Genomic DNA, 22404 nt, shown 5'->3' on the forward strand with positions numbered 1-22404 from the left:
TCGGTTCCGCGTGATCTTCGCTTTTTATCCACAGGTAAGGAGCATTACAGGAGCCACCCGCTACCAGCCGGCACTCGCCACCGCCCCCCACCAGGCCCGAGATCCTCGACCGTCGTCGGCCATCAACAGAAGTCGATCTACCCCACCGGCCACCGCCATGGCCGTGTCCCCCCCGTCGGCCACCGTCAACGGCACCGTCACGGCCCGCCACGACGCGCCACCGTCCGACGACGCCCACGCGGAACGACCGGCGCCGTCACCGGTCACCGCCACCAGAACCCCCCGCGCCACGGTCAGCCCCACCACCGACAGCACCCCCGGACCGGCCGCCCCGAACGCCCCGACCCGCTGCCACCGTGACCCGTCGTCGGCCCGCCACACGGCGAAGCCGTCGGGAACCGGGCCGACCGCCACCGGCACGCCGTCGAGCAGCGTCACCCGCTCCGCCCGACCCCGCCCGCCCCGGGTCGGCAGCTCCGCCCGCCGCCAGGACCGCCCGTCGACCGAGGTCCAGGCCAACGGCGTCAGCGCGGTGCCACCCGCCGGCAACAGCGACCCGACCACCAGCCAGCCCGCCGGCAGGGCCACCACGTCGTACGCCGCCGTCCGCCCCCGGGCGTCTCCGGCCAGCTCCGGCAGCCCTTCGGCCAGGGTGAACCCGCCCGCGTCCGGCGACGTCCAGACCGCCGCGCCGTCCACCCGACCGCCCGCGATCAACCAACCACCCGCACCGGCCGCCAGCCGGGACGCGCTGACGGCGCGCGGCCCACCGAACAGCTCGAACGCCGCCGGCACCTCACGCAACGCCCCGGCGTCGTCGCGCACCCAGGTGCCGGTACGCGGATTGCCGTGCACCCCACCGTTCTTGGCACCCAGCGCCGCCACCCGGCCCTCGCCCCGTCCGCCCGCCGGGCCCGGCGCGCAGGCCGCCGCGTAGAGCACATGCTGTCGGCCGTAGAAGGTCCGCGCCGCGATCGGCACCGGACTCCAGGAGGATCCGTCCGTGCTGGACCAGGCCGCCGGGCGGGTGTCACCGGCGGCGTCGACGACCCCGCCGACCAGGAACCAACGCCCGGCACAGGAGACCGCGTCGCGGAGCAGCAGCCGTCCGGCCGGGCCGGGCGGTGCGGGCAGGGTCAGCTCCTGCCAGGCGGGATCCACCGGTGCCGATCGGCCGCCGCCCCCCGCCGATCGCCCGGCCGCAGCGCCACCCTGGTCACCTGCGGTGCCAGGACGATCGCAGCCGGCAACCAGCATGGCGAGGACGCCGAACACCGCGAGAACGCGTCGGGCAGACACACATCGATGCTAGCCAGCGGACCGCCGCCGTGGGGGGCCGGCGTCACGCCGACGCGCCGCCGTCAGGAGGTGGGCTGTTCGGCTACCTCGCCACCGGCGGTCTCGGCGAGGATCCGCTCGGCGACCTCCTTCATGGTCATCCGGTGGTCCATCGCGGTGCGCTGGATCCACTTGAACGCCTGCGGCTCGGTCATCCCGTACGTCGTCATCAGCGCACCCTTGGCGCGCTCGACCGTCTTGCGGATCTCCAGCCGGTCGGCGAGCCCGGCCACCTCCGCCTCCAGGGCGGCGATCTCGGAGTAGCGGGAGAGGGCGATCTCCACCGCCGGCACCAGGTCGCTCTTCTGGAACGGCTTCACCAGGTACGCCATCGCGCCGGCGGCTCGCGCCCGCTCCACCAGGTCACGCTGGCTGAACGCGGTCAGGATGATCACCGGGGCGATCCGGGCACCGGCGATCCGCTCGGCGGCGGCAAGCCCGTCCATGATCGGCATCTTGATGTCGAGGATGACCAGATCGGGCTTCAACTCCTCGGCCAACCGGACGGCGGTCTCGCCGTCGCCGGCCTCGCCGACGACCTCGTAACCCTCCTCGACCAGCATCTCGGCCAGGTCCAGTCGGATGAGCGCCTCGTCCTCGGCGATCAACACCCGCCTGCGCTCGGCATCCGTCTGCGTCTCGGCCACCAGCCCTACCCCCACCATCGATCCCGCACGGCTACCGCCCATGCTCCCGCATGAGCCTAGTCGGGTACAGTGAGCCACGCGCCCCTCGGGGTGACGCCGGGATGGTGGAACGGCATACACGGAAGTCTCAAACACTTCTGCCCGAAAGGGCTTGCGGGTTCGAATCCCGCTCCCGGCACCTCGGTCATACCTGCGTTCGGCAACGCACGTGTTCATCCACCTGCGCCACGCCGCACCCGTGAAGCTTCTTGATCATGGTTGGCTGACCCCACCACCACGGGCCCCGGCAGAGCCGAGAGCAGGCCAGGGGAACAAATCCGGCGCGGGACGGGTTGGCCAGTGTCGTGATCGACGTACCGATGTCTGTTCTTGATCTTGCTCCGGTCGCCGCCGGGGCCACCGCCGGTGAGGCACTCGGGCACACCACCGAGCTGGCCCGCCGTACCGAGGAGCTGGGCTACCGCCGGTTCTGGGTGGCCGAGCACCACAACATGCCGGCGATCGCCAGCTCCGCACCGGCGGTGCTGCTCGCCCACCTGGCGGCGCACACCACCACGATCCGGCTGGGCTCGGGCGGGGTGATGCTGCCCAACCACGCGCCGCTGGTGGTCGCCGAACAGTTCGGCACCCTGGAGGCGTTGCACCCGGGCCGGATCGACCTGGGCATCGGCCGCGCGCCGGGCACCGACCAACGGACCGCGCTGGCGTTGCGCCGCACCATGGAAGGGCTGTCGGCGGAGGGCTTCCCCCGGGAACTCGCCGACCTGATGAACTACTTCAGCGGCGACGACCCGGGCGCGATCACCGCCACCCCGGGGCTGGGCCAGTCCCCCGTGGTCTGGCTGCTCGGCTCCAGCGGGTTCAGCGCCCAGCTCGCCGGGCTGCTCGGGCTGCCGTTCTCGTTCGCGCACCACTTCAGCGCGCAGCACACCCTGCCCGCGCTCCAGCTCTACCGGCAGCACTTCCGGCCGTCGCGCTGGTTGGCGCAGCCGTACGCGATGGTGGCGGTGAACGTGGTCTGCGCCGACACCGACGAGCGGGCCGAGTGGTTGTCCGGGCCGAGCGCGCTGTCGTTCCTCAAGCTGCGGTCGGGGCGGCCCGAGCCGCTGGCCAGCCCCGAGGACGCCGCCGGGTACCCGTACAACGAGGTGGAGCGGGAGTTCGTCCGGCAGCGCCGTGACGGTCAGGCGCTGGGTTCGCCCGAAACGGTCCGTCGGCAGTTGACCGAGCTGCTGGCCCGCACCGGCGCGGACGAGCTGATGCTCACCACGATGGTGTACGACGTGGCCGACCGGGTGCGCTCGTTCGAGCTGGTGGCCGAGAAGGTGGTCGGCGGGCTCTCCAGGAGCGCTTGAAACACGCTCTTCATAGCCGCGTCACCCCACCGTCGCGCAAGACCTCTAACTTTATGACCGGTGGTGGTACGGCACTCCCGGTCGGGACGGGTCGGGGGTGCTGCGGTGTGGTGCACCGGGTCGCCAGCTGTGCGGATTCCGCGGCTGGCGGCCCGGTGCCTGCTTGTGGGCCCGAGGCAGGTCGCCGGCCCGCCACGTCCGGGCCCGGCTGCCGGCCCGGGAGCCGACAGCCGGGTGGACACGGTCGACGGACCGCCCTCTCCCTGCCCGGTCAGCGCAGGTAGATGTTGGGCGTGGGCGGGGTGGACATGCCGTCGCCGATGAAGAAGCCCGGGTGCGGCGGCTGGTTGTAGGCGGTGTTCTGCCAGGCGATCGCCGTGCGGTACTGGGCATCGTGCATCAGCGTGTAGATCCGGGTGCTGGTCTGCGTCGGGGTGCTGTAGATCCGCAGCGCCCGGCTGTCGTTGGTCCGCCAGATCACCTCCTCGCGCCAGTCGCCGAGGATGTCACCGGAGAGCGCCGGGGTCGACTTGGTGCCGTTGTTGGACGCCACGTCGCTGCCGGTGAGCAGCCGGGTCTCGCCGCCGGTGCCGTACTTGTCGATCTTCGTGGCGTCGAGCAGTTCCCGCACCGGGTCGCCGTCCCACCAGGCGAGGAAGTTCGTCGACGACGGCTTGCGGCCGATGTTCTGCCCCTTGGTGTTGGACAGCGTGGAGACCGCCGCCGACCACGACTCGGCCCCGGGGCTGCCGGCCCAGATGTCGGCCGAGACGCCCCGGCCGTTGTCGCCGGACGCCGCGGTGGACCAGAGGATCTGACCGGTACGCGCGTCGGCGAACCAGGAGCTGGGCTTGCTGGCGTCCTCGTCGACCTTGAAGATCTCCAGGCCGGCCCGGCTCGGGTCGAGGTCGCCGACGTGCAGGGCGTCGCCGTGGCCGTTGTTGGTGGAGTAGAGCAGCCGGCCGTTGTCGTCGATGGTGGCCGCGCCGTACACGATCTCCTGGCGGCCGTCGGCGTCGACGTCGGCGACGGAGAGCTGGTGGTTGCCCTGGCCGGCGGCGGCCGAGTTGCCGGAGGAGTTCGAGTCGAACGTCCACCGCTTGGTCAGGGTGCCGTTGCGGAAGTCCCAGGCGGCGATGACCGCCCGGGTGTAGTAGCCGCGCGCCATGATCAGCGACGGGCGCTGCCCGTCCAGGTAGGCGGTGCCGGCGAGGAACCGGTCGACCCGGTTGCCGTACGAGTCGCCCCAGGAGGAGACGGTGCCGCGTGCCGGGTCGTAGTTGACGGTGGAGGCGATGGCGCCGGTCTGACCGTTGAACATGGTCAGGTACTCCGGGCCGGACAGCACGTAGCCGCTGGAGTTGCGGTAGTCCGCCGACGACGAGCCGATCAACTGACCGGTGCCCGAGCGGGTGCCGTCGGCGGTCTTCATGGCCACCTCGGCCTTGCCGTCGCCGTCGTAGTCGTACACCTGGAACTGGGTGTAGTGGGCACCGGCGCGGATGTTGCGGCCCAGGTCGATGCGCCACAACCGGCTGCCGGTGAGGGTGTACGCGTCGACGTAGACGTTGCCGGTGTAGCCGGACTGGCTGTTGTCCTTGGCATTCGACGGGTCCCACTTGAGCACGATCTCGTAGCGGCCGTCACCGTCGAGGTCGCCGACGCTGGCGTCGTTGGCCGAGTAGGTGTACGCCTCCCCGCTCGGGGTCGTGCCGCCGGCCGGTGGCTGGATCGGCACGTCCAGGTAGCCGTTGGCGAACTGGAGCGCGGATGCGGACGCCGCCTGCTCGGCACCGTTGACCACGGCCCGCACGGTGTACGCCGAGCCGGCTGCCGCCCCGTTGTCGAGGTAGTTGGTGGCCCCGGTGATCGGCGAGGCGTTGACCTTGGTGGAGCCCCGGTAGAGGTTGAACGACACCCCGGAGGTCTCGGTGCCGAGCAGTCGCCAGGAGACCAGGTTGCCGCTACCGGAGCGGACGCTGATCAGTCCCCGGTCGAGGTTCTCCATCTGCTTCGATCCGGCCGGCGGGTCGGTCGGCGGCGTGGTCGGTGGGGGTGTGGTGGGCGGCGGCGTGGTCGGTGGGGCGGTGGTGGGTGGCGCGGTCGTCGGCGGCGCGGTGGTGGGTGGCGCGGTCGTCGGCGCGGTGCCGCCGGTGCAGGTCGTGCCGTTGAGGACGAAGCTTCCCGGCACCGGGTTGCTGCTGTTGTTCCACGAGGCGTTGAAGCCGAAGTTCGCGGTGCCGTTGGTGCCGATGGCGGCGTTGTAGCCGGCGTCCTTGGCGCTGACCTGCGCGCCGGACTGGGTGACCGTGGCGTTCCACGCCTGGGTGACCTGCTGACCGGCGGTGTAGGACCAGGTCAACGTCCAGCCGTTGATCGGGTCGCCGAGGTTGGTGACGATGACGTCGGCGCCGAAGCCGCCGCCCCACTGATTGGTGATCGTGTAGTCGACCCGGCAGCCGGCGGCGGCGGCCGAGGCCGTCACGGCGGTCAGGGTACCGGCGGCGAGGGTGGTGGCCGCGGCGGCGGCGAGCAGCGCGGCTCGACGACGGGTTGGGCTCAGGAGCACGGGAACGCCTTTCACAGAGGTCAGCGCACGGCGATGACGCCGGCCTGCCCGGACCGGCGGGTGGTACGCCCTACTGACGGTGGCGACGGGACACCTTACATCGACATCCGTAGTTCGACTCCGCGCAGGTGGATCGTAGGACAACGCTTTCCGCCCGCACAACCCGTGCCCGCTCTTGCCCCCGGGCGACCCACCTGATCGACTCGGCCCATGGCTGAGCACATGGACCCCGAGGAGTTCCGCCGCGCCGGGTACGCGGTGGTCGACTGGGTCGCCGACTACTGGCGGACCCTCGACCAGCGCCCGGTGACCGCCCAGGACCCACCCGGCACGGTCACCGCCGCCCTGCCGACCACCCCGCCCGAGCACGGTGAGCCGGTCGCGGCGATGCTTGCCGACCTGGACGAGATCATCGTGCCCCGGGTCACCCACTGGCAGCACCCCGGCTTCTTCGGCTACTTCCCGGCCAACACCAGCGGCCCCAGCGTGCTGGGCGACCTGATCAGCTCGGGCCTCGGCGTCCAGGGGATGCTCTGGGCCACCAACCCGGCCGGCACCGAGCTGGAGACGGTGGTGCTGGACTGGCTGGCCGACCTGATGGACCTGCCGGCGACGTTCCGCTCCACCGGCCCCGGCGGCGGCGTCATCCAGGACTCGGCCTCCTCGGCGACGCTGGTCGCCACCCTGGCCGCCCTGCACCGGGCCAGCAAGCGCCGCTGGCGGGAGGTGGGCGTCGACCGCCGGTACCGGGCGTACACCTCGACGCACGGGCACTCCTCGATCGAGAAGGCGGCCCGCATCGCCGGCCTCGGCGAGCAGGGCGTCCGCGCGATCGAGGTGGACCCGGAGACCCAGGCGATGCGGCCGGCGGCGCTGCGCACGGCGATCGAGGCGGACCTGGCCGCCGGCGAGGTGCCGGCGATCGTGGTGGCGACCATCGGGACCACCTCCACCACCGCCGTCGACCCCCTGCCGGAGATCGGCGCGATCTGCGCCGAGTACGGCGTCTGGCTGCACGTCGACGCCGCGTACGCCGGGGCGGCAGCGGTCTGCCCCGAGCTGCGCTGGTCGCACGCCGGCGTCGAGCACGCCGACTCGTACTGCTTCGACCCGCACAAGTGGCTGCTCACCGGCTTCGACTGCGACGCCTTCTGGGTGGCCGACCGGGGCGAGCTGATCGAGGCGCTGACCGTCATGCCGGAGTTCCTGCGCAACGCCGCCAGCGAGTCCGGCGCGGTGATCGACTACCGGGACTGGCAGGTCCCGCTGGGCCGCCGGTTCCGAGCGCTCAAGCTCTGGTTCGTCCTGCGTTGGTACGGCGCCGAGGGGCTGCGTGCGCACCTCCGCTCCGGGATCGCCCTGGCCGACCGGTTCGCCGCCCGGGTGCTCGCCGACGACCGGTTCGCGCTGGCCGCCCCGCACCCGTTCTCCCTGGTCACGTTCCGGCTACGGGCCGGGGACGAGGCCAGCGCGGCGCTGCTGGGCCGGGTCAACGACAGCGGTCAGGTGCTCCTGACCCACACCCGGGTCAACGGCCGGTACACCCTGCGCCTGGCGGTGGGTTCGCCGCTGACCGGGCCGGAGCAGGTGGACCGGGCCTGGGAGTTGCTGTCCGCGGCGGCGACCGACGTCCTGGCCGGTGCCGGGGGCTGAGCCGCGGGCGCACCCGTCGAGGTCACCGCTCGGCGACGGCCAGACGGTCATCGGCCCCGTTCGACGCGGACCCGGACGCCGTGGTGGCAGGCCCGCCCGGCGCGGCCGGGGACGGCGCTGCGACGGCCTCACCCGGCGCGGCCGGTGCGGTGTCCGCGGCGGAAGCCGGCGCGGCCGGGGACGGGGACGGGGCTGCGGCGGCCGCACCCGGCGCGGCCGGGGGCGGGGATACCGCGGCGTCGACGATGGCGCGGGCGCGGCGGGTCCGGCGCAGCGCACGGACGGCCAGCACCAGGGCGGCCAACCAGCTTACGGCGAGCAGCGCGTAGACGACCGGGCGGACGGTCGGCCCGGCGTCGCCGGCGTTGAGCAGGGTACGGGCGTTGGTCAGCACGATCACCCCGCCGATGGTGGCACCCAGCAGCTGGGCGGGGACGATCCGCACCAGCCAGGCGGCCACCGGCGCGGCGATCAGGCCACCGATCAGCAGCGCCGCGACGGTGGGCAGCAGGAAGCCCTCGCTGCCCAGACCGATCAGGAAACCGATGCTGGCCGCCCCGGCCACCACGAACTCGGCGGTGTCCACCGAGCCGATCACCTTGCGTGGCTCCATCCGACCGGAGACCAGCAACGCCGGGGTGGCCACCGGACCCCATCCCCCGCCGCCGGTGGCGTCGACGAACCCGGCGACCAGGCCGAGCGGGCCGAGGAACCGACCGCGCAGCCGCCCGGCATCGGCACGCTGGCGCAGCGGTCGGGAGAAGCGCACCAGCAGGTACGCCCCGAGGGTGAACAGGATGCCGGCCATCCACGGGGCGGCGTTCTCGGTGGAGATGGAGCTGAGGAAGGTAGCGCCGACGAACGCGCCGATCGCGCCGGGCAGGGCGATCCGCCCGACCACCCGCCAGTCGACGTTGCCGAACCGCCAGTGCGCGACGCCCGCGGCGAAGGTGGTGCCGATCTCGGCGAGGTGCACCGACGCCGAGGCGGCGGCCGGCGCGACTCCGACGACGAGCAGCAGAGTGGACGAGGTGAGCCCGTACGCCATGCCGAGCGCACCGTCGACGAGCTGCGCGGCCAGCCCGACCAGGGCGAGGATCAGAAGCTTGCGCACGAGCCCTCCGAACTTATCGGCATCTCCTATCGACTTGGTCGAGAATGCGGCACGACCGCTCTCGGGTCAACCCCCTGATCGGTAGGTGAGACGCGCACCGCCCGTGTCGGCGCGTCAGCTCCAGGCGCGTGGGTCGGCGGCCAGCTCGTTGATCCGCCCCGGCAGCACACCGGCCGCCACGTCGGCGATGCTGACCTGCTCCAGGATCTCCCGCTCGCTGGCCCGCAACGCGATCCAGACCTCCTGCAACGCCCGTGCCGCGCCGCGGTAGCCGAGCTGCTCGGGGCGCTGCCCCCGGACGTGGGCGAGCGGACCGTCGATCACCCGGATCACCTCGGCGAGGGAGATCTCCGCCGCCGACCTGGCCAACCAGTAGCCACCCTCCGGACCCCGCTGGGCGTGCACGATGCCGCCCCGGCGCAGCTGGAGCAGGATGCTCTCCAGGAACTTGGGTGGGATCTCCTGCGACCGGGCGATCTGCTCGGCGGTGACGGGACGGGAGCGCCCGGCGTTCCCACCATCGGCGACCGACGCGAGTTCGGCGGCCGCACGGAGGGCATAGTCGACCCGAGCGGAGAGACGCATGGCCGCAAGGTTAGTCGGCAGCCCCACCGGCCGGGCTGCCGCCCTCCACCGAACGGTCGAGCGGCGTCGGCTGTCCACCCCGCCCGTGCAGGCGGTTCGCCGACGCCGGCGACGACGGATCACCCCGGGTGGGACCGGCGATGCGCTCGACGACGGGACGGTCCACCGGGGCCGGGACGTCCCCGCCGCCAGCCGGGCGACGGCACCCGGTGGCGCGGGCATGGCATCATACCGGTGTCGCCGGCAGGGTCGCCGGTGGACGACACACACCAGCGCACCGGAGCACCGGCCGATAGGGGCAGCGACAGCGATGCCGGACGTGACACCGCTGAACCCACGGGATCCGCGCCAGGCCGGGCCGTACGAGCTGATCGGTCGACTCGGCGCGGGCGGTCAGGGTGTGGTCTACCTGGGCCGTGACGAGCAGGGCCGGTGGGTCGCGGTCAAAGTGATCAACGTGGACCTGCACCAGCATCCCCGGGCGAAGTCCCAGTTCACCAAGGAGATCGCCGCCGCCCGCCGGGTCGCGCCGTTCTGCACCGCGCAGATCCTCTTCGCCGACGTGGACGGCGAACTGCCGTACGTGGTCAGCGAGTTCATCGAGGGCGTCACCCTGCAACGGCACGTACGGGAGCAGGGCCCGATCGGCGGCAACGCGCTGCACCGGCTGGCCGTGGGCACCGCCACCGCGCTCGCCGCGATCCACCAGTCCGACGTGGTGCACTGCGACCTGAAGCCGGACAACGTGATCCTCGGGGCGGACGGCCCTCGCGTCATCGACTTCGGCATCGCCCGCGCGCTCGACGTCACCGAGACGATGACCAGTCGGATCATGGGCACCGCCCCCTACATGGCCCCGGAGCGGTTCCGCGACGACGCGGTCGGGCCGGCCAGCGACGTGTTCGCCTGGGCGGGGACCATCGCCTTCGCCGCGGGTGGAAGCCCACCGTTCGGCACCGGGGCCGTCGCGGTGGTGATGCACCGGGTCCTGCACGACCCCCCGGAGCTGACCGGGCTATCCGGCCCGCTGGCCACCCTGATCGGACAGTGCCTGGACAAGGACCACCGGGCCCGGCCGACCGCCCAGGAGGTGCTGCTACGGCTACTCGGGCGGGACACCCACCCGAGCGTCGACGTGCCGCTGCAGACCGTGCTGCGGGCCGGCACCGACGCCGCGGCCACCCAGCAACTGCCCGCCGTACCGCCGCCCCGGACGCTGAGCGCCACCCCGCCGGCACCTCCGCCACCCACCCTGCCGGCGACCCGTCCGGCATCGGACGACCCGCTCCCGACGGCGGGGGGCCCGACGGCGGGTGACCCGGGCACCTCGACCGCCCGGCGGACACCGCCCGAGCCGACCACCCCGGCGGCGAGTCGTCCGGCGACAGCCTGGACCGCCCCGCCAGCCCCCACCGAGCCGGCGACACTCCCGGCGACCAGAGCGACCACCGCATCCGCGCCGACGCCGACGACTGCGGGCCCACCGGTCACCCTGATGGCGAACCGGCCGACGCCGGACCGCCCGGCCACGGCGGCGTCACCGCCGGCCCGCCCGGACGGCTTCGCCCGGCGGATGCGTCGGCAGTGGGCCGATCCCTGGGGGATGTCCACCGCGATCTTCCTCGGCTCGGTGGGCGCCGCCGCCGGGTACGTCGCCACGACCGCCGTGGGCACCGCCGCCGCCGTCGGCTCCGTCACCCTCGTCGTGGTCTACGGTGTCCGTCTGCTGGTCGCCACCGCGCTGACCCCGTCCGCGCCGTCGGACGCACCTGCGCCGGAGGCCGCCGAACGGCCCGTGCCGGCACCCCGTACCGACGCCTGACCCGCCGAACCAACCCCTGGAGGACCCGATGGCCACCGCTGAGCGTCCCGCCCGGTCGTGGCTGCCGAACGCGGTGGCCGTCGTCGCGGGGCTCGCGGTGATCGCCGCGGCGTACCTGTTCGTCCGGCCGACGCCCACCACGGACCGGGCCGACTGCGTACGGTTGGAGGTCAACTCCTCCACCGAGAAGAGCGAGCTGGTCACCCAGCTCGCCGACCGGTACAACGCCGCCGACCGACGTTTCGGCGGACGCTGCGCGCAGGTGACCGTGCACGGCCTCAACTCCGGCGAGGCGATGGAGGCACTGGCCGGTGGCTGGTCGCTCACCCAGCCGCAGGTCGCGGAACCGCAGGTGTGGCTGCCCACCTCGTCACTGTGGACCGGCCAGCTACGGCTGCTGGACCAGACGGCCGGCCGGGCGGCGCAGACCCCCGGCCAGTACCCCTCGATCGCCAACAGCCCCCTGGTCATCGCCATGCCGAAGGACAAGGGCGAGCTGGTGCAGCAGCGCGGCCAGCTCGGCTGGGCGGACGTCCTCGGCCTCTCCGGCGACACCGGCTGGGCGGCGTTCGGAAAGCCCGAGTGGGGCCGGTTCACCTTCGGCAAGGACAACCCGCACCTGTCCACCTCCGGCCTGGCGGCCACCATCGCCACCTACTACGCGGCGGTCAACCGGGCCAGCGACCTGACCAGCGAGGACCTCGCCCAGCCCGCGGTGACCCAGTTCGTCCGGCGGATCGAGGCCAACGTCTCGCACTACAGCGACGACTCGGTGGACCTGCTGCGCAACCTCGCCGAGGCCGACGCCGCCGCCACCGGGGACGCCCCGGCGACGGACATGAGCGCGATCGTCCTCCAGGAGGAGCTGGTCTACCTCTACAACCAGGGCAAGCTCAGCCCGAACGGCAGCAAGCCCCGGGTTCCGCTGGTGGCGGTGCACCCCAAGGAGGGCACCTTCAACCTCGACCACCCGTACGTGGTGCTGCCCTCGGCCGACCCGGCACAGCGCGAGGCCGCCGAGGACTTCCTCACGTTCCTCCAGGACGCCCCGCAGCAGCGCAGCTTCGCCGCACTGGGCTTCCGGGACAGCGAGCGCCGGCCCGCCGACACACTGCTGGCCGCGGTCCCCGGGCCGGGCGGCGACCGACTCAACTACTTCGACCCGCCCACCCCGGAGGTGGTCGGCGCGATCCTCGGCCGCTGGGACACCCTGCGCAAGAAGGCCAACATCCTGCTCGCCGTGGACACCTCCGGCTCGATGAAGGCCAAGGTCGCCGACCAGACCCGGTTCCAGGCGGCGACCGAGGCCGCCGGCAAGGCGATCGAGCTGCTGAACTCCGCCGACCAGGTGGCGCTCTGGTCGTTCTCGAGCGAGACCCCGCAGCGGCCGAGGAGGCCGTACAGCGAGGAGGTACGGCTCGCGCCGCTGAACCGGAAAACGTTCAACAGCAAGCTGACCGGGCTGCGGATCGGCGGCAACACCGCGCTGTACGCCACGGTCCGCGCGGCGCACCGCACCCTGCTCGACAAGTACGACCCGAACCGGATCAACGCGGTGGTGGTGCTCACCGACGGCAAGAACGAGTACCAGAAGGACAGTGACCTCGACCGACTGCTGCGGGACATCGCGCTGGACCCGAAGAAGCCGGTCAAGGTCTTCTGCGTGGCCTTCGACCAGGATTCGGACCTGGACGCCCTGGACCGGATCGCCAAGGCGTCGGCCGGCAAGGCGTTCGACGCCAAGGACCCGACCACCATCGACGACGCGTTGGTGAAGGTGGTCAGCAGCTTCTGACCAGGCCGCCGGGTCGGCAGTCGCTGACCCGGCCGCTCTGGTCGGCGCGGTCGCCGATCAGGCCGCCGGGTCGGCAGCGGCCCGGCCGCTGGTCTGCAGCGTCCGGTCAGGCGCCGGCGCGGCGCAGCAGGCCCTCCTGCACGGCGCTGGCGATGTGCCGGCCGTCGGTGGTGAACATCCGGCCGGTGGCCAGGCCACGCGCGCCGGAGGCGGACGGGCTCCAGCAGTCGTAGAGGAACCACTCGTCGGCCCGGAACGACCGGTGGAACCACAACGCGTGGTCCAGGCTCACCCCCACCACGCCGCCGGGCCCCCAGACCTCGCCGTGCACCGACAGGACCGAGTCCAGCAGGGTCAGGTCGGAGGCGTAGGTGAGGGCGCAGGCGTGCAGCAGCGGGTCGTCGGGCAGCTTGCCGTCGATGCGCATCCAGACCCGCTGGTGCGGGTCGGCCGGACGGTCGCCGGGGCGGACCCAGCCGGGCTCACCGACGTAGCGGACGTCGATCGGACGGGGAATCTGCCCCCAGATGCCGAGCCGTTCCGGGTAGCGGGCGAGCCGGTCGGACATCGTCGGGACGTCGTCCGGGCCGGGCACGTCGGGCGGGGTGGGAGCCTGGTGTTCCAGATCCTGTTCCTGCCGCTGGAACGAGGCCGACATGAAGAAGATCGGCACGTCGTGCTGCAACGCCACCGAGCGGCGTACCGAGAAGGACCGCCCGTCACGGACGTTCTCCACCTGGTATTCGATCGGCTCGGCCGGGTCGCCGGGGCGGACGAAGTAGCCGTGCAACGAGTGGACGAACCGCTCCGGGTCGACGGTGCGCCCGGCGGCGACCAGTGCCTGACCGGCGACCTGCCCCCCGTACACCCGCTGAGGGCCGACCGGGGGGCTGATCCCCCGGAAGGTCATCTCGCCGATGTGGTCGAGGTCGAGGACCCCGAGGAGCTGGTCGACCGCGGCCTGGCCGGTCGCCACCGGGCGCTCGGTCACGGTGCCGTCTCCGGGACCGGCGGACCCGACGCGTCGCTCACTGTGCCAACCCGGTTCGCGACTGCGGGGCTCGCAAACCCGGCTCACTCCTCACGCTCACTGTGCCAACCCGGTTCGCGACTGCGGGGCTCGCAAACCCGGCTCACTCCTCACGCTCACTGCAACGCCCGGGCGGAGGCGGCGTCGACCAGCGAACCGAGCTGGTGCACACGCAGGGTGTTGGTGGAGCCCGGGGTGCCGGGCGGGCTGCCCGCGACGATCACCACGTAGTCGCCGGGGGTCGCCTGGTTGAGGCCGAGCAGGGCCTGGTCGACCTGGCGGAACATGTCGTCGGTGTGCTGCACGAACGGCATCAGGAAGGTCTCCACGCCCCAGCAGAGCGCGAGCTGGCTGCGGACCTCGGGGACCGGGGTGAACGCCAGCAGCGGCAGGTCGCAGTGCAGCCGGCTGAGCCGCTTGACGGTGTCACCGGTCTGCGAGAAGGCGACCAGCGCCTTCGCGCCGATGGCGCGGGCGATCGAGGACGCCGCCACGGTGAGCGCGCCGCCGTGGGTACGCGGATCGTGCTGGAGCCGGGGCACACCGATCGAACCGGCCTCGGTGGTGGTGATGATCTTCGCCATGGTGCTGACGGTGAGCACCGGGTACTTGCCGACGCTGGTCTCGCCGGAGAGCATCACCGCGTCCGCGCCGTCGAGCACCGCGTTGGCCACGTCGGAAGCCTCGGCGCGGGTCGGGCGGGAATTCTCGATCATGGAGTCGAGCATCTGGGTGGCCACGATGACCGGCTTGGCGTTCTCCCGGCACAGCTGCACGGCCCGCTTCTGCACCAGCGGCACCTGGTCCAGCGGCAGCTCGACACCGAGGTCGCCCCGGGCCACCATGACACCGTCGAAGGCGAGCACGATCGCCTCCAGGTGGTCGACCGCCTCGGGCTTCTCGACCTTGGCCAGCACCGGGCGACGCACACCCTCCTCGTCCATGATCCCGTGGACGAGCTTGATGTCCTCCGCCGAGCGGACGAAGGAGAGCGCGACCAGGTCGACGCCCAGGCCGAGGGCGAAGCGCAGGTCCTCGGCGTCCTTGTCCGACATGGCCGGGACGCTGACCGCCACGTTCGGCAGCGAGACGCCCTTGTTGTTGGAGACCGGACCGCCCTCGGTGACCAGACACCGGATGTCGTTGCCGGTGACGTCGCTGACCTCGACGGCGACCCGGCCGTCGTCGATCAGCAGCCGGTCACCCGGCTTCACCTCCTGGGGCAGCTTGCGGTAGGTGCAGGAGACCCGCTCCTTGGTGCCGAGGATGTCGTCCCCGGTGATCACCACCGAGTCGCCGGTGCGCCACTCGTGCGGCCCGTCGGCGAACTTGCCGAGCCGGATCTTCGGGCCCTGCAGATCGGCCAGGATGGCGACCGGGATGCCGACCGCCTCGGATGCCTCGCGGACCAGGCGGTACACCGACTCGTGGTCGGCGTGACTGCCGTGGCTGAAGTTCAGCCTGGCCACGTTCATGCCCGCCTCGACAAGGCCCCGGATCCGCTCCGGGGACGAGGTGGCGGGGCCAAGGGTGCAGACGATCTTCGCGCGGCGTGTCACGCCCATCAGGCTAGTCTCTCCTCCGGGTCGACCTGCTGGCCGACCCCTTGCGGACTGAGGAACAGGGGTCCGACGACGCGCGGGGTGGGCGCGTGGCCGGCGGGACGCGGGCCACGCCGGGACGTCGGGGAGGCGCGGGCTTCGGCGACCGCGCGCCGGGAATCGTACCGCCCGGGGGCAATCGCCGTCCGGGCGCTCCCGTGGCTCATCCGCCCCGCCGACGACACCGCTGGCCGCCGCCGCCCGACGCCCACGCCCACCGGTCCTAGCTGTCGGTCTTGACCAGCGGGAACTCCAGCGAGCCGGCCGGGCACAGGAAAGTCAGCACGTCGACCATGTAGAGCCCGGCCTGCACCGCCGGGTCGGCCTCCATCACGCTGCGTACGTCGTCGACCGAGCCGGTGCGGGCCAGGCCGATGCCGATCGGCGGGGCGGGCTCCCGGGCCGGACCGTCGATCGAACCGGCCACCAGCACCAGTCCCCGACGTTGCAGGGCCCGCATGTGCGCGGCGTGCTCGGCCTGGAGCCGTTGCACGGTCTCCTCCGGCAGCACCCGACCGGCCGGGCCGGGATAGAGCACGATGCACTCGTAGGTGTCCAGTGCGAAGTCCAGCTGCGGCGTACCCGTCATGGCGTCCCCTCCCGCGTCGGCGCCACACCGCGCCGGTCTCCCCCGGACCCGGCCAGCCTCCCACGGTGGGGCCGCCCCTGGCTGCCGGTCGGGGCAACTGCCCGTGTGGTCGCCCGGTCACCGGCCCGCGCGCGGGCGACCGGCACGACCTCGGTGATCGACAGACGTACTCGTCGGCCGGCGCTGGTACGGTCCGACTGATGGGGAAGCGCTCGATCCGCAGAGCGGAGGTCCCGACATGACTCGCTCCGCCGCCGTCATCCCCCGGCCACCGGACGACGCACGCTGGCGGGGCCTCCTCTCCTGCGCCGGACACGCCGGCCGGCGGATCGTCGACCACGACTGGACCGGCACCCCGCTCGGGCCGCTGGGCTCCTGGCCGCAGAGCCTGCGCACCGCCCTGGTCATCTGCCTGCACACCCCGGCCCCGACCGCGATCTGGTGGGGCCCGGAACTCGTGCTGCTGCCCAACGACGGGTACCTGGCCCTGCTCGACCCGGCCGGACGGGACGTGCCGGGCCGGCCCGGCACGGCGATCTGGCCGGCGGCCGTGCCGGCGCTGACCGAGGTGCTGACCGCCGCCCGGGTCACCTGCCGGCACGAACGGGAGGTCGACTCCGGCGCGGGGCGGCACCGGCTGGTCTTCTCGTCGAGCCCGATCGTCGACGCCGCCGGCCACCCGGGCGGCGTCTTCACCACGATCACCGAAGCCGCCACCGAGGCCGACGTTCCCGCTGATCACGCCGGGGATCGACGGCGGGCGCTGCGGCAGGCCGAGGGGCTGGCCCGGCTCGCCGGGTCGCTCAGCGCCGCCGGGAGCCGGGAGGCGGTGACGGACGTGGTCACCACGGTCACCCCGGCACTGGTCGGCGCGGCCGAACTCCGGATCGCGGTCGCCACGGCGGGCGCGCTGGACTTGACGGTGGCCGGCGGCACCCGGCCCGGACGGCTGGCGGTCGCCGACGACGAACCGCTGGCCCGTGCGGTACGCGAGGAGACGACCGTGCCGCTGCCCGACGGGGTCTGCCTGCCGCTGCGCGACGGTGGCGGCGCGGTGCTCGGCGCGCTGGAGGTGCGGTGGGACGGGCCGGTCGCCGACGAGGAGGCCCGACGCACCCTGCTCGACGCGGTGGCGGGGCTGTGCAGCCAGGCGTTGCGGCGGGCCGAGCTGACCGCGTCGGCGCGGGCGATGGCGGAGTTCGCCGCCCGGCTCAGCGTCACCCGGTCCACCGACGAGGCGATCGAGGTGATCCTGGACGTCGCGCCGATGGCGCTCGGCGCGGCGCTGCCCGGCCTGGCGACCCGGGACGAGGGCCGGCGCATCCGGCTGTGGCACGGCGAACTGCCGACCGGGCTGATCGCCACCTTCGACGACCTGACCATCGACGATCCGCGACCGCTCGCCCATGCGCTGCGCACCGGTGAGCGGATCATCCTGCGCAACCGGGCCGAGTTCGCCGCCCGGCATCCCGGCCTGCCGGACCCGGCGGGCGCGTACGGCATGGTGACCACGGTCGTGCTGCCGCTGCTGGACGCGTCTCGGCGACCCATCGCCGCGCTGGGCTTCGGCTGGCCCCGGGAACGTCCGCTGCACGACGACGACCTGGCGTTGCTGGACACCATCGCCGACCTGTGTGAGCAGACCCTGGAGCGGGTCCGGTTGGCCGCCGCCGAGCACGACCTGGTGACCCGGTTGGCGGGTCGGCTGCGCGCCTCGGACACGGTCGGGCCACCCGGTCTGGAGTTGGCCACCCGGTACCAGCCGGCGATGAGCGGCCTGCACCTGGGCGGTGACTGGTACGACCTGGTCGACCTGGACGACGGCCGGCTGGCCGTGGTGGTCGGGGACGTGGTGGGCCACCAGGTCGAGGCGGCGGCCGACATGGCCCAGCTCCGTACGGTGGTGAACACCCTGATCCGGTCCGGGGTGCCCCTGGCCGAGGTGTTCCCCCGGTTGACCGGGTTGCTCGGGGTCGGGTTCCTCGGCACCTGCCTGGCGATGGTGGTCGACCCGGTGGCCGGCGCGGCGCAGATCGCCCGGGTGGGGCATCCGCACCCGGTGCTGCTGCGGCCGGGCCGACCGCCGGAGACGGTCTGGACCGGGCACTCGCTGCCGCTCGGGCTGGTCCGCGACCCGGTGCCGGTGACCACCGTGGCGTTCGGCCCGGGTGACCTGCTGGTGGCGTACACCGACGGGCTGGTGGAGCGGCGCGACCAGACGTACGAAGCCGGGGTGGCGGCGCTGCACGAGGTGATCGTGCCGGTGCGGGACCAGCCGGCGGAGGTCATCGCGGACACCATCCTGACCAAGCTCTCCGGCTCCGACGACGACCAGGCCCTGGTGGTCATCCGGCACGTCGGCTGAGTGTCGGACCCGGCCCCTACGCTCCGGTCCATGGGTACGAGCTATCAGACGGTGCTCGCCACGGGCGAGTTGGCACCCCTGCGGGCGGCCATGGCCGAGGCGGAATGGGAGGCGTACGTCGCGCCGGTCGGCAAGTTGCGGTGGGCGGTCGTCCCCCGGGACCGGGACGGCTATGCCGACACCGACCTGTTGGCCTCGTTCCTCAGCCAGGCGACGGGTTCGCCGGCCGTGTCGTTCGTGGTCTTCGACTCGGACGTGATGTCGGCGTCGATCTTCGTCGCCGGCGAGGAGATCCACGGGTACGTCTCCGACCGGTCGTTCGTCGATGTCTTCTCAGACGACGACGGCACCGAGTATCTGGCCGGGTTCGACGGCACCCGGTACCCGCTGGGGTCCACCCCGCCGACCGGGCCGGGCGGGGCCGATCCGGAGAGATTCGCCCTGTTCGGCAGCGGCCCGGTCGACCTGGCCCCGCTGGGCGCGGCGCTCCGCGGGGAGGTGCCGCCCGACGACGCGCCCCGGCTCTTCGCGGAGCGACAGCACCACGCCGTCCTGACCGCGCTGCACCTCGACTGCGCGCTGCTCACCACGGCGTTCGCGCACGTCGACCCCGCTGACGTCGACGGCCTGCTCCACCTGACGCCCTGAGTGTCGCCGCCGGTGTCGGGCATGGTGTCGGCGCACACGTTCGATCCGTGGGTGTTGCGGACGGCGATCTGCGGGAAAGCCGGTATCGCCGGTGGCTACATTTGCCGCTGACGACGACGGACATGATCGGAGTACTTCTGATGGGGACCAGCGCACCGCCCGCGAAGGCGTCAGGCACCTACCGGATCGGCGGCGATCTCCAGGTCGACCGGCTCGGCTACGGGGCCATGCAGATCACCGGGCCGGGGGTGTGGGGCGACCCGAAGGACCCGGCCGAGGCGGTCCGGGTGCTGCGCCGGGCGTACGAGTTGGGCGTCACGTTCATCGACACCGCCGACTCGTACGGGCCGTTCGTCTCCGAGCTGCTGATCAGGGAGGCGCTGCACCCGTACGCCGACGACCTGGTGATCGCGACCAAGGCCGGGCTGACCCGGTCCGGGCCGGGCGACTGGCGGCCGGTGGGGCGACCGGAGTACCTGCGCCAGCAGTGCGAACTGAGCCTGCGCCACCTGGGCCTGGAGTCCATCGGCCTCTACCAGCTGCACCGGATCGACGCGAAGGTGCCGCTGGCGGATCAGCTCGGCGAACTTGCCCTGCTCCAGCAGGAGGGCAAGATCCGGCACATCGGGCTGTCCGAGGTGACCGTCGCGCAGATCGAGGCGGCCCAGAAGATCACCCCGATCGTGTCGGTGCAAAACCTCTACAACCTGGCCGACCGCAGCGCCGAGGACGTCCTGGACCACTGTGAGCGCAACGACCTGGCGTTCATCCCGTGGTTCCCGATCGCCACCGGCAACCTCGCCAAGCCGGGCGGCCCGCTGGACGCCATCGCCACCGGCCACGACGCGACGCCCGCCCAGCTCGCGCTCGCCTGGCTGTTGCGCCGCTCGCCGGTCATGCTGCCCATTCCGGGTACGTCCTCGGTCGGTCACCTGGAGGAGAACGTCGCCGCCGCCCAGGTGCAGCTCACCGACGACGAGTACGACGCCCTGGCGAAGGCCGCCTGACGGTACGCCGACGGCCGGTCACCCCGAACAGGGGTGGCCGGCCGTCGGCGTACCCGCTACAGGGCGAGGCAGTTGGGGCGGATCGGGGCGTCGGTGAGCGCCTGGCGGACCACCGTGTACGTGGTGCCGTCGAGCACGAGGCCCAGGTGGCCGACCACCCGCAGCGGGCACGACGCCTGCACCAGGACGTTGGTGGCCCCGTCGGCGAGGATGGCGTTGTCGACCGGACGGACGAGTTCGTCCTGGTTGGTGCGGATGGTGGTCCAGCGCACCGCGCCCGGGGTGTCGTCACCGGCGTTGAGGTCGGTGAGGAAGTCCGAGCCGATGGACATCTGCTGGCAGGCGATGATGCCGACGCAACTGCCCAGGCCGACGAACGCGAGGATGTTGGCCACGTAGGTGCCCTGTTGGGGGCTGCCCAGGCTGACGTAGCGGCCGATCCGGTCGGTGCCGCCGAGGAACTTGGCGTACCAGCGGGCGACCAGGCCACCCTCGGAGTGGCCGACGACGTCCACCCGGGCAGCCCCGGTGGCGGCACGCACCTGGTCGACGTAGGTGGCGAAGGCGCGGGCGGACTCGGTGATGTCGCCGAACCCGAGGCCGGGCAGTTGGTAGACGTACACCCGGAAGCCGTCGGCGCGCAGCCGGGCGGCGATCGGCTCGTAGGCGATGGCGACGCCGACCAGGCCGCCGACCACGATGACCGGGTTGGCGGTCGCGGCGACCCGGGCGGACGCCGGATCGCCACCGGCCCGACCGCCGGTGGCGGCGGCAGCCTGGTCGGTGCCGGTACCGCCGGCCCGACCGGCGGAAGTGGCGGCCTGATCGGCGGTGGTAGCGCTGGAAGTGGCGGCCTGGTCGGTGGTGGCGGTGGCCCGGCCGGTGGCGGTGGTGCTGGTCCGATCGGTGGCGGTGGGCGGGGTGGCCACGGCGGCGGTGGCCGGGACGAGCAGGGCGGCGGCGAGGGTGGTCGCGGCGAGGATCGTACGGAGCAGCATGGCTGCGCCTCCGGTGCGAGGTACCCGGTGAGCCGGGGACGGCGGGCGGGGGATCCGATCGATCGTGGGAACGATGATGCGTGGCCTGTTTCACGCCCGTCAATGGAAAGTTACGCACCGGTAACCCATTGTCGCGCTCACTGCACAAACGGGCACAGCAGGCACCTCACCGCGCACCCAGCCGCCTGGTCAGCAGAAGTGTGACTTGTCGCCGACGGGAGATTCCGTCTTGGACAGTGGCCGCCGGACGGGGAGACGATCCAGGTCCGGCCGCTGCCCCGGCGGCCCGTCGGGAGGCGCACGATGGACACGGACGTGCTGGTGGTCGGCGGTGGCATCATCGGGTTGACGGCGGCCCTGCGGTTGCGGGAACGGGGCGCACGGGTGGCCGTGCTGAGCGCCGACGAACCCGGCGACACCGTGTCGGCGGTGGCCGCCGCCGTCTGGTATCCCAGCCACACCGACGCGGATCCCCGGGTGCTGCGCTGGGCCGCCGACACCCACGCGGAGTTGCACCGGCAGGCCGGGGCAGGCGTACCGGGGGTGGTGGCCCGGCCGACCCGGATGCTGCTGCGCCAGCCGTGGGACGGCCCGCCGTGGTGGGCGGCGGCGACCGGCGACCTGGTCGCCCACCCCGGCTTCGGCCCGTACGCCACGGAGCTGCGGTTCACCGCGCCGACGGTGGAGATGCCGCCCTACCTGGACTGGCTGCGGGACCGGTTCACCGAGGCCGGCGGCCTGCTGCGGCGCGGCCGGCTGGCCCGGCTCGACGACGGCTTCGCGCTGGCCCCGACGGTGGTCAACGCCACCGGCCTGGCCGCCGGCCGGCTCGCCGGGGATCCGGCCGTGCATCCGGTACGGGGACACCTGGTGCTGGTGGCGAACCCGGGCCTGACCACCTCGGTACGCGACGAGGAGAACCCGGCCGGCATCACCTACGTGCACCCCCGCCGGCACGACGTGGTGCTCGGCGGCACCTTCCAACCGGACGAGTGGGACACCCGCCCCGACCCGGTCACCGCGACGGCGATCCGCGACCGGTGCGTGGCGCTGGTGCCGGAGCTGGCCGACGCGCCCGTACTCGCGGCAAGGATCGGGTTGCGGCCGGCCCGGCACGGCGGGCCGAGGGTGGCGGTGCAGGCCGGGCCGGGGCCGGGGCGGCGGCTGGTGCACGCCTACGGCCACGGGGGTGCGGGGGTGACCCTGGCCTGGGGGTGCGCGGACGAGGTGGCCCGGCTGGCCCTCACCACCTGAGCCTCCGTGCCGTCCGCACCCTCCACCCTGTCTT

The 22404-nt window shown here is 73.0% G+C and carries 17 protein-coding genes and 1 tRNA gene; 9 read left to right on the plus strand and 9 right to left on the minus strand.

What is annotated here, in order from left to right; translation table 11 throughout:
* Nucleotides 1-60: 60 nt before the first annotated feature.
* The gene (locus ACIG87_RS08120) at nucleotides 61-1299 is read right to left on the minus strand and encodes a hypothetical protein (RefSeq protein ID WP_396849304.1); all 1239 of its coding nucleotides are present in this window, start codon (nucleotides 1297-1299) and stop codon (nucleotides 61-63) included.
* Nucleotides 1300-1361: 62 nt separating this feature from the next.
* Entirely contained in the window at nucleotides 1362-1985 is a 624-nt protein-coding gene (locus ACIG87_RS08125) for an ANTAR domain-containing response regulator (RefSeq protein ID WP_396849306.1), read from the minus strand.
* Between the two features lie 95 nt (nucleotides 1986-2080).
* On the opposite strand from ACIG87_RS08125, the gene ACIG87_RS08130 reads away from it, so the two are divergent.
* Nucleotides 2081-2163: transfer RNA gene (locus ACIG87_RS08130), tRNA-Leu, on the plus strand.
* 181 nt (nucleotides 2164-2344) lie between these two features.
* Nucleotides 2345-3340 carry an LLM class flavin-dependent oxidoreductase gene (locus tag ACIG87_RS08135; protein ID WP_396849307.1) on the plus strand — a complete coding sequence of 332 codons (996 nt, stop codon included), beginning with the start codon at nucleotides 2345-2347 and terminating at the stop codon, nucleotides 3338-3340.
* A gap of 271 nt (nucleotides 3341-3611) precedes the next feature.
* On the opposite strand, the gene ACIG87_RS08140 is transcribed toward ACIG87_RS08135, so the two are convergent.
* Nucleotides 3612-5903 (minus strand): cellulose binding domain-containing protein, encoded by a 2292-nt coding sequence (locus tag ACIG87_RS08140; protein WP_396849692.1) that lies wholly within the window; start codon nucleotides 5901-5903, stop codon nucleotides 3612-3614.
* 216 nt (nucleotides 5904-6119) lie between these two features.
* On the opposite strand from ACIG87_RS08140, the gene ACIG87_RS08145 reads away from it, so the two are divergent.
* Nucleotides 6120-7562, plus strand: coding sequence for a pyridoxal-dependent decarboxylase (locus tag ACIG87_RS08145; protein WP_396849309.1), 1443 nt, complete (start codon nucleotides 6120-6122; stop codon nucleotides 7560-7562).
* 22 nt (nucleotides 7563-7584) lie between these two features.
* On the opposite strand, the gene ACIG87_RS08150 is transcribed toward ACIG87_RS08145, so the two are convergent.
* Together ACIG87_RS08150 and ACIG87_RS08155 are read right to left on the minus strand one after the other, a co-directional pair.
* Nucleotides 7585-8676 carry a sulfite exporter TauE/SafE family protein gene (locus ACIG87_RS08150; RefSeq protein WP_396849311.1) on the minus strand — a complete coding sequence of 364 codons (1092 nt, stop codon included), beginning with the start codon at nucleotides 8674-8676 and terminating at the stop codon, nucleotides 7585-7587.
* Between the two features lie 114 nt (nucleotides 8677-8790).
* Nucleotides 8791-9261: an RrF2 family transcriptional regulator gene (locus tag ACIG87_RS08155; RefSeq protein ID WP_396849313.1), complete on the minus strand. Its 471-nt coding sequence runs from the start codon at nucleotides 9259-9261 to the stop codon at nucleotides 8791-8793.
* 310 nt (nucleotides 9262-9571) lie between these two features.
* On the opposite strand from ACIG87_RS08155, the gene ACIG87_RS08160 reads away from it, so the two are divergent.
* The gene (locus ACIG87_RS08160; protein WP_396849315.1) at nucleotides 9572-11083 is read left to right on the plus strand and encodes a protein kinase; all 1512 of its coding nucleotides are present in this window, start codon (nucleotides 9572-9574) and stop codon (nucleotides 11081-11083) included.
* A gap of 28 nt (nucleotides 11084-11111) precedes the next feature.
* Nucleotides 11112-12878, plus strand: a complete 1767-nt coding sequence (locus tag ACIG87_RS08165) for an extracellular solute-binding protein (protein WP_396849317.1) — start codon at nucleotides 11112-11114, stop codon at nucleotides 12876-12878.
* A gap of 106 nt (nucleotides 12879-12984) precedes the next feature.
* Here ACIG87_RS08165 and ACIG87_RS08170 read toward each other — a convergent pair whose 3' ends face one another.
* From ACIG87_RS08170 to ACIG87_RS08180, 3 genes are all read right to left on the minus strand, one after another.
* A complete protein-coding gene (locus tag ACIG87_RS08170) occupies nucleotides 12985-13854 on the minus strand; it encodes an acyl-CoA thioesterase (RefSeq protein ID WP_396849694.1) in 870 nt (289 codons plus the stop codon).
* A gap of 170 nt (nucleotides 13855-14024) precedes the next feature.
* Nucleotides 14025-15473: a pyruvate kinase gene (gene pyk, locus ACIG87_RS08175; protein ID WP_396849319.1), complete on the minus strand. Its 1449-nt coding sequence runs from the start codon at nucleotides 15471-15473 to the stop codon at nucleotides 14025-14027.
* A gap of 259 nt (nucleotides 15474-15732) precedes the next feature.
* Nucleotides 15733-16098: a YciI family protein gene (locus tag ACIG87_RS08180; RefSeq protein ID WP_396849320.1), complete on the minus strand. Its 366-nt coding sequence runs from the start codon at nucleotides 16096-16098 to the stop codon at nucleotides 15733-15735.
* 238 nt (nucleotides 16099-16336) lie between these two features.
* Between ACIG87_RS08180 and ACIG87_RS08185 the strand changes: the two genes are divergently transcribed.
* The 3 genes from ACIG87_RS08185 to ACIG87_RS08195 all read left to right on the plus strand — a co-directional run bounded on the left by ACIG87_RS08185 (nucleotide 16337) and on the right by ACIG87_RS08195 (nucleotide 20118).
* Nucleotides 16337-18463, plus strand: coding sequence for a PP2C family protein-serine/threonine phosphatase (locus tag ACIG87_RS08185; RefSeq protein ID WP_396849322.1), 2127 nt, complete (start codon nucleotides 16337-16339; stop codon nucleotides 18461-18463).
* A 30-nt stretch (nucleotides 18464-18493) separates the two neighbouring features.
* Entirely contained in the window at nucleotides 18494-19111 is a 618-nt protein-coding gene (locus tag ACIG87_RS08190) for a hypothetical protein (RefSeq protein ID WP_396849324.1), read from the plus strand.
* A 140-nt stretch (nucleotides 19112-19251) separates the two neighbouring features.
* Entirely contained in the window at nucleotides 19252-20118 is an 867-nt protein-coding gene (locus tag ACIG87_RS08195) for an aldo/keto reductase (RefSeq protein WP_396849696.1), read from the plus strand.
* Nucleotides 20119-20174: 56 nt separating this feature from the next.
* Here the strand turns inward: ACIG87_RS08195 and ACIG87_RS08200 are convergent, their stop codons facing one another.
* Nucleotides 20175-21116 carry a lipase family alpha/beta hydrolase gene (locus ACIG87_RS08200; RefSeq protein ID WP_396849325.1) on the minus strand — a complete coding sequence of 314 codons (942 nt, stop codon included), beginning with the start codon at nucleotides 21114-21116 and terminating at the stop codon, nucleotides 20175-20177.
* Between the two features lie 303 nt (nucleotides 21117-21419).
* On the opposite strand from ACIG87_RS08200, the gene ACIG87_RS08205 reads away from it, so the two are divergent.
* Nucleotides 21420-22370 (plus strand): FAD-dependent oxidoreductase, encoded by a 951-nt coding sequence (locus ACIG87_RS08205; protein ID WP_396849327.1) that lies wholly within the window; start codon nucleotides 21420-21422, stop codon nucleotides 22368-22370.
* The last annotated feature ends 34 nt before the right edge of the window (nucleotides 22371-22404 follow it).

Origin of the sequence: Micromonospora sp. NPDC051925 (assembly GCF_044548625.1) — a bacterium.
Classification (GTDB): domain Bacteria; phylum Actinomycetota; class Actinomycetes; order Mycobacteriales; family Micromonosporaceae; genus Micromonospora.